At 38.6% G+C, this 16,291-nt stretch carries 17 protein-coding genes; 9 read left to right on the top strand and 8 right to left on the bottom strand.

The genetic code is table 11. The features are described 5' to 3' along the window. The 3 genes from ASJ81_RS01690 to ASJ81_RS01680 form a co-directional block, all read right to left on the bottom strand. The coding region (locus ASJ81_RS01690) for an IS4 family transposase (protein ID WP_095642959.1) at positions 1–963 on the bottom strand (963 nt) is incomplete at its 3' end. Between the two features lie 280 nt (positions 964–1,243). Next, positions 1,244–1,852 carry a uracil-DNA glycosylase family protein gene (locus ASJ81_RS01685; protein WP_245859697.1) on the bottom strand — a complete coding sequence of 203 codons (609 nt, stop codon included), beginning with the start codon at positions 1,850–1,852 and terminating at the stop codon, positions 1,244–1,246. Positions 1,853–2,833: 981 nt separating this feature from the next. Further along, on the bottom strand, positions 2,834–3,184 hold the full coding sequence (locus ASJ81_RS01680; RefSeq protein WP_095642958.1) for a DUF2173 family protein: 351 nt from the start codon (positions 3,182–3,184) through the stop codon (positions 2,834–2,836). A 313-nt stretch (positions 3,185–3,497) separates the two neighbouring features. On the opposite strand from ASJ81_RS01680, the gene ASJ81_RS01675 reads away from it, so the two are divergent. Next, positions 3,498–3,782, top strand: coding sequence for a hypothetical protein (locus tag ASJ81_RS01675; RefSeq protein WP_095642957.1), 285 nt, complete (start codon positions 3,498–3,500; stop codon positions 3,780–3,782). Position 3,783: 1 nt separating this feature from the next. Further along, positions 3,784–4,299, top strand: a complete 516-nt coding sequence (locus ASJ81_RS01670) for a hypothetical protein (protein WP_095642956.1) — start codon at positions 3,784–3,786, stop codon at positions 4,297–4,299. Between the two features lie 427 nt (positions 4,300–4,726). On the opposite strand, the gene ASJ81_RS01665 is transcribed toward ASJ81_RS01670, so the two are convergent. Together ASJ81_RS01665 and ASJ81_RS01660 are read right to left on the bottom strand one after the other, a co-directional pair. Next, entirely contained in the window at positions 4,727–5,431 is a 705-nt protein-coding gene (locus tag ASJ81_RS01665) for a class I SAM-dependent methyltransferase (protein ID WP_212556014.1), read from the bottom strand. A gap of 378 nt (positions 5,432–5,809) precedes the next feature. After that, entirely contained in the window at positions 5,810–6,832 is a 1,023-nt protein-coding gene (locus ASJ81_RS01660; protein WP_212556013.1) for an ABC transporter substrate-binding protein, read from the bottom strand. A gap of 383 nt (positions 6,833–7,215) precedes the next feature. Between ASJ81_RS01660 and ASJ81_RS01655 the strand changes: the two genes are divergently transcribed. The 7 genes from ASJ81_RS01655 to ASJ81_RS01630 all read left to right on the top strand — a co-directional run bounded on the left by ASJ81_RS01655 (position 7,216) and on the right by ASJ81_RS01630 (position 15,049). After that, entirely contained in the window at positions 7,216–7,824 is a 609-nt protein-coding gene (locus ASJ81_RS01655) for a M23 family metallopeptidase (protein WP_095642954.1), read from the top strand. A gap of 523 nt (positions 7,825–8,347) precedes the next feature. Beyond that, positions 8,348–8,566, top strand: coding sequence for a hypothetical protein (locus ASJ81_RS23505; protein WP_245859696.1), 219 nt, complete (start codon positions 8,348–8,350; stop codon positions 8,564–8,566). 167 nt (positions 8,567–8,733) lie between these two features. Next, on the top strand, positions 8,734–9,378 hold the full coding sequence (locus ASJ81_RS23500; protein WP_245859695.1) for a hypothetical protein: 645 nt from the start codon (positions 8,734–8,736) through the stop codon (positions 9,376–9,378). Between the two features lie 375 nt (positions 9,379–9,753). Next, positions 9,754–10,437: a DUF72 domain-containing protein gene (locus ASJ81_RS01645; protein ID WP_095642953.1), complete on the top strand. Its 684-nt coding sequence runs from the start codon at positions 9,754–9,756 to the stop codon at positions 10,435–10,437. Positions 10,438–10,732: 295 nt separating this feature from the next. Further along, positions 10,733–11,827 carry a hypothetical protein gene (locus ASJ81_RS01640; RefSeq protein ID WP_095642952.1) on the top strand — a complete coding sequence of 365 codons (1,095 nt, stop codon included), beginning with the start codon at positions 10,733–10,735 and terminating at the stop codon, positions 11,825–11,827. Positions 11,828–12,421: 594 nt separating this feature from the next. After that, complete coding sequence (locus tag ASJ81_RS01635; RefSeq protein WP_170943141.1) at positions 12,422–13,195, top strand: inositol polyphosphate kinase family protein; 774 nt, start codon at positions 12,422–12,424, stop codon at positions 13,193–13,195. Between the two features lie 372 nt (positions 13,196–13,567). Continuing rightward, positions 13,568–15,049, top strand: a complete 1,482-nt coding sequence (locus tag ASJ81_RS01630; RefSeq protein ID WP_095642950.1) for a tetratricopeptide repeat protein — start codon at positions 13,568–13,570, stop codon at positions 15,047–15,049. Positions 15,050–15,263: 214 nt separating this feature from the next. Here the strand turns inward: ASJ81_RS01630 and ASJ81_RS01625 are convergent, their stop codons facing one another. The 3 genes from ASJ81_RS01625 to ASJ81_RS23165 form a co-directional block, all read right to left on the bottom strand. Beyond that, a complete protein-coding gene (locus tag ASJ81_RS01625) occupies positions 15,264–15,701 on the bottom strand; it encodes a hypothetical protein (protein ID WP_095642949.1) in 438 nt (145 codons plus the stop codon). Between the two features lie 213 nt (positions 15,702–15,914). Next, positions 15,915–16,115 carry a hypothetical protein gene (locus tag ASJ81_RS01620; RefSeq protein WP_095642948.1) on the bottom strand — a complete coding sequence of 67 codons (201 nt, stop codon included), beginning with the start codon at positions 16,113–16,115 and terminating at the stop codon, positions 15,915–15,917. Beyond that, positions 16,097–16,291: hypothetical protein (locus ASJ81_RS23165; RefSeq protein ID WP_212556012.1), on the bottom strand; the 195-nt coding region annotated here is incomplete at its 5' end. The genes ASJ81_RS23165 and ASJ81_RS01620, both read right to left, overlap by 19 nt.

The raw sequence follows: 16,291 nt of genomic DNA, 5'->3' as shown, positions 1-16,291 counted from the left end.
GTCTATGTCCCATCTTGCTCCATATAAGTTTGCAATATCTTTTGCATTCAAAATCTCTTTCTGAATATTTGTGATATAAATGTGGTGCTTTTCATCCTCGTCATTATATACTGCAACAAGACGTACATTCATCTCATCCTGTTTTTGCTTGCCTTTATATTCTCTTCTTTTGAATGCTATTTTTACAACTGCATCAATATCTTTTCCAGAAAGTTGCTTAATGCACTCACTAATAGGTTTCCCTATGAAATCTTTGCACTTTGTTTTAGGCATTCCTTCCTCTATTGAAACAACAACAGGATCCATATTCTTTTTAATTCTTGAAACGAAATACCCCCCATTTTCTTCAACCCTTGCAAACATCTGAGTTTTGTAGAAACCAAGATCAACAAGGAGAATACGGTCTTTGATCCAGGGACCGATTTTCAATGTTTTTATCTCAGCTGATTTTTCGGAGTACAGAGCAACGGTTTTAGGGCCGTTAGCAACCGCACTTACCATAACTCCGACTTTTACTCCAGCAGCTACTGTTCTTGCTCTTGCTGCTGGAAATTTATCTGATAAAGAAGAGTGAAGACGAACAATTGTGCTGTCCTGAATGACAATATCCTGGAAGTTTTCGAGCTTCTTGCTAAGTTTTCTACCAGGTTCTTTTGCAAGTTCTTCTATGCCGTGAATTACGCACTGATGCAGGAACTCAACTAGTTCTGGAGTAAAACGATAGTACCAGCTGCTATCGCTTATGGTTTTATGGGACTCAGTTTCATATTCTCGTTTCAAACTGGAAAGTGTACGCTGCAAGCGTACGCCAAAACTAAGAGTTAAAACCCAAAAGATGATGACAGGGTCAATTTTGCGCTCACGTTTTATAAGACCAGTTTCTTTGGCAGTTTGCCTTAACCACTCTTCGGGAAACATTTCCCGAAGAGAGTCTTCAAGAGTAGGTGGGGGACGAGGAGACATAGAGATACATGTGTTAAGGTATTGTCATATAAAAACATCTTCAAGAGAAGGAATTTAGTGCTTAACCGATGACCAATGTACCTAAATCTAATTGTTTGCAAATCCAATTACCTGTAGATATAACTGCCTGCAAGTCTAGTTACCTATAAATCTGACTGTCTGCAAGTCTAATTACCTGTAAATCCAATTGTCTGCAAATCCAATTGTCTGCAAATCCAATTACCTGTAGATCTAACTGCCTGTAAACCCAGTTGATCTACATTGATATCCGATCTGGCATTTACCCTATCAGTTTTATTGCCTCAGCCAGATCTTCGGCAATCATTTCCCTTTTTGATTTTTCAATCAGGTAATTCTGTCCTGTCTGCACATATGAGGGAAAAACTCGCCTGCCCTGATAGTAAAATTCACTTTTTCGGATTTTGTATGTTGAGCCGGTAGGAATTGTGTTTTTGCCGGTCTGACTCTTGCTGATATAGTTGAAGGCCTTTATCGCAACGTCTCCCATTAACATATAAACCTCAATATTGGGGAACAGGAGAAGTTCTTTTTCTAGAATCAGGGAGCATTTTTTGATTGTTGCAGCCGAGACTCCATACTGTGTCTTTGGGCATTTAATCGCAGTTGTGAGGTAAAAACCCAGATCAAGAATCTGCTGTATACTATTTACCGACATACCTGCATCACGGAAAGCCTGCAATGTCGTTTTCAAGTAAAACGGCTCTCCAGGAGCATAAAAGTAATCTTTCGGATTTTCAGGAGGGGCTTCGGAAATCATAATCACTTTTATTTTTTTGGCGTCTATATCCAAAGCAGGTACAAGATACCCACTTTTGTTGACTTCGGAACAGTGAAATTCCTTGCATTCAATATAATCGGCAGGACTCATTTAGGTTCACCTTGACTTGATCCTATTGAAAGATAACTGGTACTGGCAGGGCGAAGAAATATTGAAATTTGATATGTCTCTGCAGGTATGTTAAACTTAGGGCGCTTGCACACCGAAATTTTACAATTGGGCTTAATTGGAAAAAATCTCATAAAATAATTGCGGGAGCTTTTGCAGTTACTCTTATTTTGGTGGTTCTTTCTGAAAAACAGCAGCATTTGGCCTGCTAAGTGTGTGTTTGAAGATAAAGAACAAATCGACAACGATCATTAGGTGAACTAAAGGAAAATAGATGGGACAGAAGGAAAAACGCAAGCTTGAAAATTTTACTAATTAAAGTTTAAATGAGTTTAACGGGAGGAAGTTATTAAAGGAATGATTAGATAAGTCACCAAAACAAAAGAATAATTAGATAAGTTACCAAAAGAGTTTTCAAAAATCGAGTGATGTTAAGCCCTTTAGATTTTTAAGTGATCCATAAGGCCTGGTCCAATTTAATGTAGTTTAGTTCTGTACTCAGTTAAGTTATTACTTAGTTAAGTTATTACTTAGTTAAGTTATTACTTAGTTAAGTTATTACTTAGTTAAGTTATTACTCAGTTAAGTTATTACTTAGTTAAGTTATTACTTAGTTAAGTTACATACCTTCTTTGTACGTCTTCTTTATACACCGGGACTTGACCCTATGGACCAATTATAGTTATGTAAATAATGGTATAATAAAACAACGATGTAAATTTATTTTTTAACGGTACTGCGAAAAAAGTGCAACCTAATTTAGAGGCTTGGTTTATAGCTACGAGTAAGCTGGGCAAGCTATTTGATAAGATAAAGATAAATTCGGCAAACTGCCCATAATGAGGGCAGACATGCCTGATAAAACGAAGTACTATCCTGATCCGAAATCTGATTAATTACCTGATTAATTACCTGCCCAGAACTTACCAGCTAGATTTATTCGGATATTAACAATAAAGGGCATTAACACATTCCCAGAGCCGTAAAAAGTTTCTTTAAATCTGCTTTTGATTTCTCAACAAAAATCCCTCTTGTTCCCGAAATCATGACTGTCCAGTCGCCGCCACTGTACATCCAGTTTTGCTGAGGTACCCAGTTCATCTTATAAAGCTGCGTATAAGCACTTGCAAGAGCATCAAACATCATATTCACCGTTCCGCAGAACTTGGCAGTCATCTCAGCCATTTCTTTTGGCATTGCATCCCTGGACTTATACTCCACAAGCTTTCCTTCGGGACTGAAAATTCCGGCTGCCATTACCCCGTCAAACTTCAAAAGTTCATCTAATGATAAATTGCATTCCTGTCCATCCATATACTAACCCCCAACTAAACTCGGCATATGCCGATCAACTGTTTATACCCTAACTATACACTGTGAATTATACTATAACTATACTGAATTTATGCCTGCGAGATATTCTCTAAATCTGGGAATTTTTTTCAAAATCCCTGTTTTATCCTTTTAATTGCCTTCCGAATCTACAGGCTTTTCCCTGGGCCTGCGTATGAAACCAGTTACTAAGTAACGATTCCTTCATACCTGGTTTTTGTGTAAAGGGATTAGAAAGTACTGGTATGATATTATATAAAAATATCAAATTAAAAAAGAAACCAGAAGATATAGAATGCAAGCGGACCTTCCAAGCGGATCTTCCATAAACATTTCCAAAAAGATAACCTTTTTCATTATTGTTTTTTGGGCAATGCTTGAAAAATTTGAAATTGTTATTTCAACTGAAACTTCGAGAAAATGGATGCTGGAAATTTCAATGACGGCAAAAAGTGGAAAACTGTGGATATCTCAAAAGTACATGTTTGAGCAAGCAGGACAGTTTTCAAAAGACCTTATAAGAATTAGAGACAATACTAAATTAAAGACAATATTAATGCTTATCCTGGGGAGTGATTAGCATGGTAGAAGATGAGCAATTATATAACCAAGTCAGGGAAGTTGTTAGTGCTATTCCGATGAAGATTGGCTTTGAGAACATAGATGGAATTTCTGAGTACGTTACAAAGCGCGTTTTAGTTGGATATGCAATTGTCAGGTATATAGTAAAAGAAAAAGAATTAGACAACAGGGAGTATACGAAGACGTTTGTTAAATCAAATCCTGTTTATCAAGATGGCTCAGGTAGTAATACTTACGGTGTTGATACCAATATAGAAAATGAGGAAACTGTAATTGGTGTTGTACAACCTACACGTCCCACGTATGGGATTTTTGGGTTAATGCCTCTTGATGACCTATCACTCGAACAGCTTGCTTCACTTTCGTTTAGTCACTTTGGTGAAGACATGTTTTTGGGATTCGAATATGAAGGTACTGAACATCCTGAATGGATTAGCATGCTTCGTGAAAAGTGGATAGAGATAATATACGAACATGAAAAGGAGCGTGAACTGTGGGGTGAAGTAAAAGGATAATGAACAAAAAGCTAAAAAATTTAATTTGAAGGTTTAGAAACTAAACAAGCCTCAGATCTTGCTTTAGATATCTATGAAACATTTTAGTTAATGAGCTCATCCCAAAACCAATTTCATTCCCAATATATCCCAATATATTATACTATTTTCATGTTGGAAATTAGAGCGAGTATTCAAAATTCAAGGTTTTGGGATAGGCTCAATCTGTACTTTAATGTCTGCCAAGCTCATCGATTAGCATAAGAAAATCAAGCTCGATATCTTCTGATTTCAGCGTGACTAAACTATAGCGAAATACAAACGTGTATTTACCTCGCAGTTATCTCAGGTTCAAATGGCTCAGTAACAATTTTGGACGTGCATAGCTGGTTCAATTCATAAAGAAGATCAGAGTATGGTTTCAGCCCCGTTATTTAGTAGTACTGGGCTACTTTTCGATGACCAGCATAAACATGGGACTGGAACGATATTTCACCTTTTCTTTTTCGTCGTAAACCCGGTCTCCAATATCCATGTCGCAGGAAATCTTTTTATAACCAAGCTCTATCAACGTGTTGAAATCCCACTGGGACCTGCGTCTTCGGCACATCGGCATACTTTTTCTGTAATCAATCATGTCAGCAGTGTAGGAAGGAAGAGCTTCACCAAACAATTTTCCGTACTCCTTTTGATCCTCTTCATATTTCTTCATGGCTGCTTCATCGAATAATCTTAAGTTCCAGTTGGCATCAAAAATGATAATTTTGCCGTCAGACTTCAAAACTCTTTTCCATTCTCGGTACGCTCTTGGGGCATCAATTAGGGTCCAGGTGACGTTTCTACTGATTATAAGGTCAAAGCTTTCGTCCTCAAACTGCAGATCCTGTCCGTCGGATACACGAAAGTCGGCTGTGATACCTGCATTTTCTGCATTTGCCTTTGCTTCATTGACCATAGCCTCGGTACAATCAATGGCAGTCACTCGATGTCCTGCTTGAGACATGATAATGGCAAAAAAACCTGGGCCAGTACCCACGTCAAGAATATCCATTTTGTCAGTTTTCCCGGCATTTTCAAGGATGATATCCGTCCAGGCTTTTTTTTTAAAGCAGTTTAACTCCACTTTTATTAAATTGCTGTAGTTACTGCTCACTTTCCGCAGATGTCTTCAAAAAAATAACATTTTTCCTGCTATCGTTTTTGGAAAAATTATTCTAAGATTTGCATTTATCATCTCAACTGAAACCTAGGAAAATAGTTGCTGGAAGTTTTCAATGAAGGCAAAAGGTCGAAAATTTGGGAAAATTTCAAAAGCACACTTTTGAGTAACAAGGACGATTTTCAGAGAAAACGATAGCAAGAAAAATTATGAAAATTGAAAGGACATCTGCGGAAAGTCTGTTACTGGAACTATCCGTCCAATTCTTAATCAGTTTTTGTTTCGGGTCCATCGCCATCAACTCTACTTTATTTGTATAAGCAGACACGCCACAAAGGTGGCAGCGTATCTGCTTATTAAATATTTTTAATCTTATTGTTTTACATCAAGTTTTTGCCATTCGATAGGCGCGTAGTTATTCACACCGATTTCAAATTCCTCTATTTTGTCTGTGTTGACAGCAAAGGAAGTAACAGGGTAATATAAGGGGACGGTGAGGGCTTCTTCACTAATAAATTTGAATACCGTATCGTAATTCTTTTGCCTTTCAGTTTCGTCAACGCTGTTTAATGCTCTGGTAATATTGTTGTAGAGCCCTTCATCATACCACACCTTTGCGGCGTTGCTTGTAGAAAGAATCGAAAACATCTCAAGCAATGAACCATGGGGCACCCATGAATCCGAAGATGTTCTCATCAAAGCGATGTCAAACGTTTTTGTATTCATCGTGGCGTCTTCATATCCGTTTTTATCCAGAATGTTAAGATTTACTTTTATGCCCACAGAAGAATATTCAGATTGCAAAAACTCTGCCAGTTGCTTCCATTCAGGGAATTCTTCTGTCGATAACACAAAGTTAAACTCCATCTTTTTCCCATTCTTTTCACGGATACCATCACCGTCTGTATCGACATATCCTGCTGCTTCCAGTAATTGTTTTGCTTTTTCCTTATCATTGGAAAAACCATAATTATTTTCCCGCGTAGTATAAGGGACACCTGTTTGATACAAACCATTGGCTTCTAAGCCAACGTTATTGAACAGATTTTCCGCAATGCTCTTTTTGTTGATGGCATAGTTCATGGCCAAACGGACATTTTTGTCTTGAAATGCTTCTACATTCTGGTTAAAAGCAATAAAATGAGAACACATGGTTCTGTTTGTAAATGTTTCAAAGGAACTGGAGTTTTTCAGCTCTAAAAAGCTCTCCATGGGGATTTTTCCGATCAGGTCTCCACCCAGAATATCCACTTCGCCGCTTTGAAGCGCTAAAACTCTTGCTTGTCCATCCGATATCACCTTAAATATAATGCGATCTACCTTAGGTTTTTCACCCCAGTAATATGGGTTTGGTACAAGGGAAAACTCCTGATCTTTTACATAGGATTCCAGCATCCAAATAGAGCTTCTGATTATCAATAGAGCTTCTGATCCTGAAAAGTAATTTTAAAACTCTTACTAATGTGGTAAAAAATTGGTTTTGGGATGAGTTACTTAAAAAGGAGTGAGTAATGAGTCTCTTTTCAGGGCCAGTAGAGGCTTTACCGAGTTTATTAATCTTGAACTTCTTCCCTTCCCCTGATACAGGATGTAATCAGGAGACTAAGTGAAAAGTTCTAAACAAAATTTTTTCGAAATAGGCTAACTCACTAGAACTCCAGTTTCGATTATTTTTTACTTTTCTCTTTTTTCGCAAATGCTTTCATTAATTTTTCACTCACATATGCCAGTATCGAAGTAAAAAAGGCTTTTATACTTTTCATGTACACTGAGACTCCATGAGAATCTGGCCTCTAAACATAAAGGTTCAGGAAAACACAACGCCGGAAAAAATAGACATTATAAACGCGAGCCTCAAGAAAACTCAGGTTCCTCAAAAAGGAGAAGCCGGTTCCTTCTGGGAAAACAGAGGCGATCGATATCACTGCGGAGTTGACCTGTATGCCCCTGAAAATACGGAAGTGGTTTCAGTTGAAAGAGGAATAGTCGCAGAAACCGGTCTGATGACTTCGCCTGAAATACTGCCTTACTGGAACCCTACTTACTATGTGATTATCGAACAGAGCAAGGGGTTATTTTGCAAATACGGAGAGCTTGCAGGCTTCACCGTGAAAAAGGGAGATGAAATTGAGCCAGGAGATTTGATAGGTCGAGTTGGAATGGTTCTGAACTCCAAGAAAATCGATGGTTCCTGCCCACTTTATATCCAGAAATTGAAAAATAAAAATCCAAGTATGCTCCATTTTGAAGTCTGGAAAGACAAACTCATTTCCGCTCATAGAGATTATCTCGGAGGCAACTGGTTTGCCAAAATAATGCCTGAAAACTTGATTGACCCTACCGGATACCTTGAAATATTAGATCCCTATAAATCCATTGTACCATAATATCTGTAATTGTCATATCACAAAAGTCTGTAATTGTTGTATCGTGAACTTATATGAACCTATAGTATTGTATCATAAATTTATAATCGTTTTATTATTATATCGGAAATTATACTGGTTATATTAATTATACTAACCATACCAATTATACTACAATTGACTTGTGTATCTGTAACCAAGCTCAGTCTCCACACAAAACGTAAGAAAATTCACAGCTTACTGCCGTCTTAACTATATGGTTGGTCTCTATGGAAGGTATGAAACCTGCTTTCGGCAGGTCGACATAAAAATCCATTCAATTTTTCTATTGATATCGTTTTTTTTAGAACTTTTGATATTTAATTTAAATCAAAAATTACTAAATGTTAACCATAACATAATTAATATATATTTATAATATATGAGATAAAAGACAAATCATGCTAGATAGACAATCCGCAAGATGCTGTTTTTTAACTTAACCTACAAAAAATAACAATTAAGAATATTTAGATGTTGGAATGTGCTTGCTGCCGAATGTAGGATGAAATGTGAAACGTCTGCAGTTGACGAAAAAATAAGTTCCCTTGAGAAAATTCCGGTAATCAAAAACTACTACCTCGTCCTTGGAGGAGGAAAAATCGGCACTAATTTCCTTGAATATGCACGGAAAAATAAGTATCCCTTCGTGCTTGTTACCGATAAGGATGAAATGCACCTGCCTCAAGGGAGTCAAACATCATCAAAACTGAAGACGAGCTAGTAAATCTCCTGAAATACAAAGCTTTAGGGTCATTTCAAGATGAAACACTCAAGTCCTCCAGCACAGCAGGAGAAAACGAAAGAAGAGAAAACGAAAGAAGAGAAAACGAAAGAAAGAAGAGGGGAAACAAGGTAGAAAACAATGAGGTAGAAGCCTATTTTTATAGAATGGACCTGGATAGCATTCATTTTCTTCTAAGCCTCGGCATTCCTGAATACATTATCCCTGCCGTTCCCTGCCATGCGGTTGCATATATGCTTTCCGACATTCTAAAACTCCCTCCGGATCCCGGAAAAGACGAAAATACAAAAGAAGTTCTGGAAAAAAGCCAGAAGGAAAACAGCCCGGTAACCGAGCTTTTTATCCGACCTGAAGACGAAAGGCTCATGTCCTTTTTCGAAAAGCTTGCAGCTTCCTTTCCTTACGATGTAATCGCAGGACGTTACCCTGAATATGGCATGCTGTTTCTCTCTTATGCAAGGGAAGGAGAAATATGCCCTGACGGTTGTCCGGGTCCAAGAGACCGCTGTCCTACCTTTGGGCGGAAAAAACCAGAAACTATTACTGAATATACAGGAAAACTTCTCCAGAAGCTGCCAGGCTGGGTTTTTGAAAGTTATCAGATGAAGCCGGGTATAGGTGGGTTTAAAGGAAGTGAGTTCAAGCAGAACCTGCTGGAGATCCTTGAGTTTTTAAAAACTTTTAAAGAAAACAGTAATGAGAATAGATTTGAAAGCCTTGAGGACAGAGCTTTTTTCGTTGCTACTACCTGCACATGCCATGGAGTATTGAATCTGTTCTATGTTACCTGAAAACCCAATCTTCACCTGAAAACCTGTTTTTCACCTGAAGAATTTTCATCTCACCTGACAGCTCAGTAAAATTGTATTGATCTGACAGCTTAGTGAAATTGTATTGACCTGACAGCTCAGTAAAATTGTATTGTAGTCAAAATCGTATTCATGTGCCTGCTCTTGCACCAGTTTTTCCTATCAAGTTCCTGCAATTCGCACCGTTTTTCCTATCAAGTTTCTGCAATTCGTACCAGTTTTTCGCTTAGAGGTCTCTAATCCGGTGTCAGTTTTTGCTCACCAGATTTTTCACTTTGCTCACCAGGTTTTTCGCTTATAAGTGAGGATAAACCAAAATTAGATCTGCTATTATACCGATATATAAATGGGGACTCTATGGAGGTATTAGTAGGCACAAGCGGCTGGTATTATGACTGGAACAAAAAGAAAAACCTTGATTGGTTTATCCAGAACTCCGGGCTGAACAGTGTTGAACTTAATGCAAGTTTTTACAGGTTTCCTTCACCTGAGCAGATTGAAGGCTGGAACAGGAAGGGAACAGGAATTAGGTGGAGTATAAAGGTTCACAGATCCATAACCCACTGGCGACAACTCAGTGAAAGCTCCCTGGAAATCCTGGAGAATTTCCTTGAGCTTTTCGAACCCATGGACCATCTCATTGATTTTTACCTTTTTCAGGTTCCTCCAAAGTTTGATGATGTCGAAAGGGCGCTCAGATTTGCAGAAGCAGCAAAACTTGGGGAAAAGTTTGCCCTGGAGATAAGGAATAAAGAACTTCTAGGAAATGATGAGGTATATTCAGGGCTTGTTGGAAAAGTAACCTTGGTGTCCGTAGACTCGCCTGACTACAGGAACCGCATCTTTCCCGGAGAAAACGTGTATATGAGAATGCATGGAAGAAATAGCTGGTACAGTTACAATTATTCTCAGGAAGAAATTAGCGAAACTCTCAGAAAAATTCTTTCATTCGAGCCTGAAAAGACCTACGTTTATTTCAATAACGACCATAATATGCTGGATAACGCAAGAAAGGCATTGGAAATCTCTTCAGGTTTGTAAACCTTTAATTAATCCCTTAATTCTAAAAATCTGCCATTTCCTAAAAGAAAGGATTTTATTCAGTGGTGTCAGTTCTCTTTTTTCTTGTTAACTTAAAAAGTTTGATTCCAATTGTTAACCTTTTATTATGAATAAATTATTATATTAAAAGGTATATTCAAAGTTTAGTATGGAGATTCTGAGGAGTTAAAAATCAGGTACCTCAAAATTAAAAACGAATTTTTGAGAACCCAACCCTAACAAAGAAACCATTTTACCCAGAATTCCCTATATATATAAAAAAGAAGTGAAATATATGTTCTGGAGTAAGGACTATATTGTAGAAAGGCTGAGCGAAATCCCTAGAACCCTGGAAGACATCTCGATAGAAGTTTTTGAAGGTGTACCCCCAACAAATGATTTTTTACAAAAAGCTGGCCTTTCAAGCGAAAATTGCACAGATGTGTCCTGCGTCTGTAGAGACTCCCACACAAATGTGAGCATAGAACAGATAAGTATTGAAAAGGAACTTATGTACCCTTATGTAGACGATTCCGTTTCGAATGAATTTGCGGTTCAGTCAACTCAGTACCAGTTTATGGTGCCTTACAAGATCCTTGACAATAACATAAGAAAAGAATACAGGATATTCCAGCCTGAGGAACTGAAAGCAAAGTTCCCTGTAGCTTATAAACAGTTACTGGAAATCAAACAGCAGTCTGAGACCGAAGAAGATGAATTCGTTTCGGCTGATTACCGTTTCGAGAACGAAATTTTTCTAAGTTATATAAACACACCCAAAATCATTATTACCAGCAACTCTTGCCTTCAGGCTTCATATGATCCTACCGGAAAGCACGTTTTTGCAAACGGAGTCGGAGTCGTTCTCGGAGATCCTACACTCTACCTCTATGTTACGGCTGTACTCAACTCTTCGATAGCAAGGGCTTTTCCTGAGGTTTGGAGCCGTAAAGGGGTACAGAGCAGAAGCAAACTTAATTCACAAATGCTGAAAAGGTTTCCAATTGCGTTCCCTAAAAAAGATGGTATCGAGAACATTATAAGCACAATCTCACGTTACCTGATTTACCTGAACAGGCAAAAACAGATGGCAAAAGCCTATGCGATACCCGGCTACCAGGAGCTCATTGACTTCTATAAAAGAATTTCAGACCTCCTGATTGTAGATACATACATCACGAATGACCTTGATCCAAAACTTCTTGACGTCCTTGCCGAAAACATCACGGTGTCCGATGGGGGATTTGAATACAGCGACGATATAAATCTCCTGATCGGACTGCAGGAAATAAAGAAGAACATTTTGAGTGCTCCGGACTTTGGAAAGTGCAGGTTCAGTAACGAGTTCACAAACATTCTCGCAACTCTTAAAAACAACGCTGTCTGGTAAACGAAAAACTCAACCAGCCCCTGATTTACTTTCTTTACCAGCTGTCCTGATATTTTATCTTCCGGACACTTTGACTTTTTATTTTCCTTACCTTTGACTTTCTTATTTTTTATGTGTTTGATTTTTATTATTCTGTTGCCTCGATTTTTTGTTTTTAGCGTACTACAGCTCATTTTTTCGAGCACTCTGGTTTTTCCTGAATTCTGTGAGTTGATGCTACACCAGGGAGTTAACACTATGCTGAGAGCAGATTGCCATTTTCTTAGCTTAAGATGGCAGTAAAGATCTTAATATACTTTTATATTGACAATAGTCGTCAAATTTAAGTGAAATTTATTCATCGATTATTTCAATTATTCTGGATATATCAGGCACTATCACTATTATACAAACGCCACAAGTCCTTCTTCACCTGGAATGGCATATTTCACTGTCTACTTTTCAGGAAGCGTGAAAACAATTCTACAGGCAAATATATACAAATGGAATTATTAAATATAAAAAGTAATGTTGAACAATAATTAAACAATGAAGTTAAACAATAATACCAACTTCAATCAACTCAACAATGTCAACCTTGAGCGAGAAATGAGTATGAGAAGAGCAAAGTCTGAGCCTGTTGGGAAACAGTCCTTAAATCTCATTTTAATGGCCGGGCATGCTGGAAGTTTTCGAGAGATCGATAACGGCAGGAAAATTGCAAAAAAGGCAAATCAGAAAGAGTGTGAGATATATGCCAGCCCAGGTGAGCTTCGAGAGATTTTACCTGTTGTAGAACGGACAAATCAGGATGATCGAGAAGTAATCGATATGGGTGAGAATGTTGTAATAATGCAGAATATGTTTTATGGTATCCAAGCACAATCACTTGTGGCTCTGGATATCAAAATAGGGAAAAGTACAGCTTCGAGAGCTCAACTGTTTGAATCCGGGGAAAAAAGTCAAGTGGGGGCTTTTTTCAAAGAAATGAGAATGAAGCTTTATGATTACTATACTAAATCTTCTACTCGAGGATGGAGGGCTATTCCAGTAAATGACCAAAACAGGGCAAAAATAGGTCGAAATTCCGAGATATTCTTGATGAAACAACTTGAGAGAGTAAATGTGAATAAAGACACTATGATAATAAACATAATATGCCAACTTGATCGGATTAAAACGAAATTGGAACAAAGTCAAAAAACGTTTATTGCATCCAGTGTCCTGATTGTAATCAATCTTCAGTATCCAGAGAACGCAAGGGTAAAATTGATTGATCTGGCACATCCAATATATGCAAATAATAAACTGTTCAAAAAATATAAAGAAAATTTTAATGAGGGAATGAATTCACTTATTGCTTTTTTTAAATGTTGTGCCGCCGAGTAATAGGTAAAAGTAAAATAGTTTATATAGACTGGTTACAAAGGCTATATTAATTCACGTTATATTGAGATTCCTGATAAATCAACAACTTCTGATAGACAAACAATTTCCGATAAATCAGAATTCCTGGTAAACCAGAACTCCTGATAAACCAGCTTAACCTGTCAAGAGATTTATTTATTGTTTGTTAGCTGTTACAAATTTTAATGCATATTTAAATTGGGAAAACTCTGGTAGAATATTATAGGAGACAAGCTTATTTATAGAAGCATTCCAGAGTATTTAGAGTCGATATAACTGGATTTCCAGGTAAAGATGTTTATATTTTAAATAAAGATGCTTATTATACTGCTTTTCGTTCAGGAGGGGTAAACTATGACTGATTTCAAGAACAATTCAGAAAAAAAAGAGATTTTTGATGAAAGTACCTCTATCGAAGCTAAAGACAAAAGTCCAGAGAAAGAGATGAAAAAGGAAACAGAAAAAGAAGTAGAAATAAAAACGAAAAATCATAGAGTTCTGCTTGAAAGATATGATCAGAGGCTGAAAGATCTTGACCCGGAGCTTATCACCCCTGAAGATGAGATTGCCTTAAAGGAAGCTTTTATACATGCAAAGGAGACCTTTGAGCCAGAGGAACTGGTAAGCTGGTTCACAGTTAAAGCCGAGCCCTTTTACAGGTCCGTATCCTGGAAAGTGCTCCTTCCTTTTTATGAAGAATTGCTTGGGATTGTGGAAAAAAAGCCAGGTCCCGAAAGTCCGGAAGCCGCATATGTGCTGAATGGACTTGCAGGAATCTACCGCTATATGGGAAATTACGAAGAAGCTCTCGGGCTTTTTTTAAGGGCTTTAAAAATTCGTGAAAATCTTCCAGACCATCCCAGGCCTGAGACCGGGGATACACTCAGTGAACTTGGCATTCTTTATGCTTTGATGGACCGGCGTGAAGAGGCTCTTTCCTTCTATACCCGGGCACTGGAGACCCAGAAAAAGTTCCTGAGCCCGAAAAATCTTGGCGCTATCAGGACCCTGAACAGGACTGCCCTTTTTTATAAAGGGTTGGAAAAACCGGAAAAGGCCGAAGAATGCTTCAGGAGAGCTCTCGAATTTCTTGAAAAGCTTCAGGGACAGGAGCCTGACAACCGTGTGATTATGGGATACAGATCCGGAACCCTAAATAATCTGGGTGTCCTGCTTTCGGAAACAGGTAAACTTGACGAAGCTGAGGATAGATACGGGCAGGCACTAAAGCTTCAGGAAAAAGTGTACGGTTCTGAACACCCGCAGGTGGCCCAGACTCTGAATAACCTTGCCCTGCTCTATTTCCAGACTACAAGGTACGAGAAAGCCATGATCCTTTATACACGATCCCTGGAAATTATGGAAAAATTCGGAAAAACCGAACACACAGGCTTTGCCACGACTCTGAACAACCTTGCAGGCGTGTATGTCCAGAAAGGTCGTCACGAAAAAGCCCTTGAACTCTACACAAGAGCGCTTGAAATCAGGGAACGTGTCCTTGGTCCTGAAGACCCTGACGTTGCCAAAACCCTGAATAACATGGGTGAACTCTACAGGATCCTCGGCCAGCATAAAAAAGCCCTTCCTCTCTACACCCGTGCCCTCAAGATCTATGAAACGACCCTTGGTCCCACCCACCCTGATGTCGGCACAACCCTGAACAACCTTGCGGGCCTCCATGAAAGCATGGGAGAATACGAAACAGCAATTAACCTCTACGAGAAAGCCCTCGATATAATAGAAAAAGAATATGGCCCGGACCATCCTTATTTCAAGATCACACGAAATAATCTACTTGGCCTGTATGAAAAAATGGAAAGAAGCTGGCGGAGATGAGATTCATACAGAGATACACAAGGTTCTAAGGGTAGTAGAGATCATCGGTAGCCAAGAAGAAACGAGATTCAAAATATTCACAAATTTGTAAACGAGAAAAGTTATCTCCTCAAAACGGCTCGCTGTGCTAATGGGAAAAGCTCGGTACTTCAAAGTTGATGTTTTAGGTAGAAACTTATCTGGCCAGTGTTTTAGTACTTCTCAGAGCAGTGTTTCAATACTTTCCAGTCATCTTTGCAATCGTCCTGTGTATCCCATGTATGCTGAACCCGCTTCCGAGGTACATCATAGGGCAGTGTTCGGTCATGCATTCGAGACCTTCGGCCTTGCAGGTGTCAACAGCTTTTTCGGTTTCTGTTCTCCAGTGGAGCCAGATTTTAGTTATACCTTTCTCTTTCAGGGCAGGAATAAAATTTCCAGGGTCAGTTATTGTAACTCCCAGGACAGCACGGTTGAGGCCGGCTGGCAACTCGGATATTTTTCTTAAATATCCTGGCTCCGGTTTATCGGAAAGGTCGATAACATAAACATTTTTGCCACGGCTTTTAAGTTCGGATATGGCCCACTTCATTGCAGGCTTTGTATTATCGGTGAGGAATGCATAAGTTTTTGCGTTCCAGAAGTTTTCCCTTTCGGACGTCGTTGGTTCCATCTTGAGTTCCCTCTATTAGGTTCTAAGTTAAGTATACGTCTGCTCATATAAAACTGCAACACAGTTTTCAGCCAGCTTCCGGCAGCACAGGAAGAGCTTCTGAGACATCAGGCTGAACAACATCTGAGTGATATAAAGAAGTACAAAAAGACTGAAAATACAAAAGACAGCCGATCCGAACAGGATTCTGCTTATTTTTCTTGCTTATCCTGCTTACTGCCTCTGAAGTTTCTGTCCTGCCGCCTGAAGCGCTTCACCAAGTGCCTTTGCAAGTTCACAGCTCTGAGAACACTTAGAGGTACAGTTGCAGTACTTAGGGGCATTTTCCGCCATCCATTTCCCAAGAAAGCCGAAGGCTTTGAGCTGATCTTCATTTGCGGTCTGTACAAAGTTGTTTATATCCTGTAATTCCATGATTTATCACCGACATCAAAAATGTTGTATATATTTATATACTTGAGCGTTATAATTGTGTACATATTTACGATTGTATAGAAAAATGACCTTAAGTTAACAAACTTTAATAATCCTACAGTTATCCCTTCAAATATCCCTTCAATTATCCCTTCAATTATCCCTTCAATTATCCC

It is taken from the genome of Methanosarcina spelaei (genome assembly GCF_002287235.1).
GTDB classification, from domain to species: domain Archaea; phylum Halobacteriota; class Methanosarcinia; order Methanosarcinales; family Methanosarcinaceae; genus Methanosarcina; species Methanosarcina spelaei.
The sequence above is the reverse complement of the archived record's forward strand: the minus strand, read 5'-3'. Positions and strand labels throughout refer to the sequence as shown.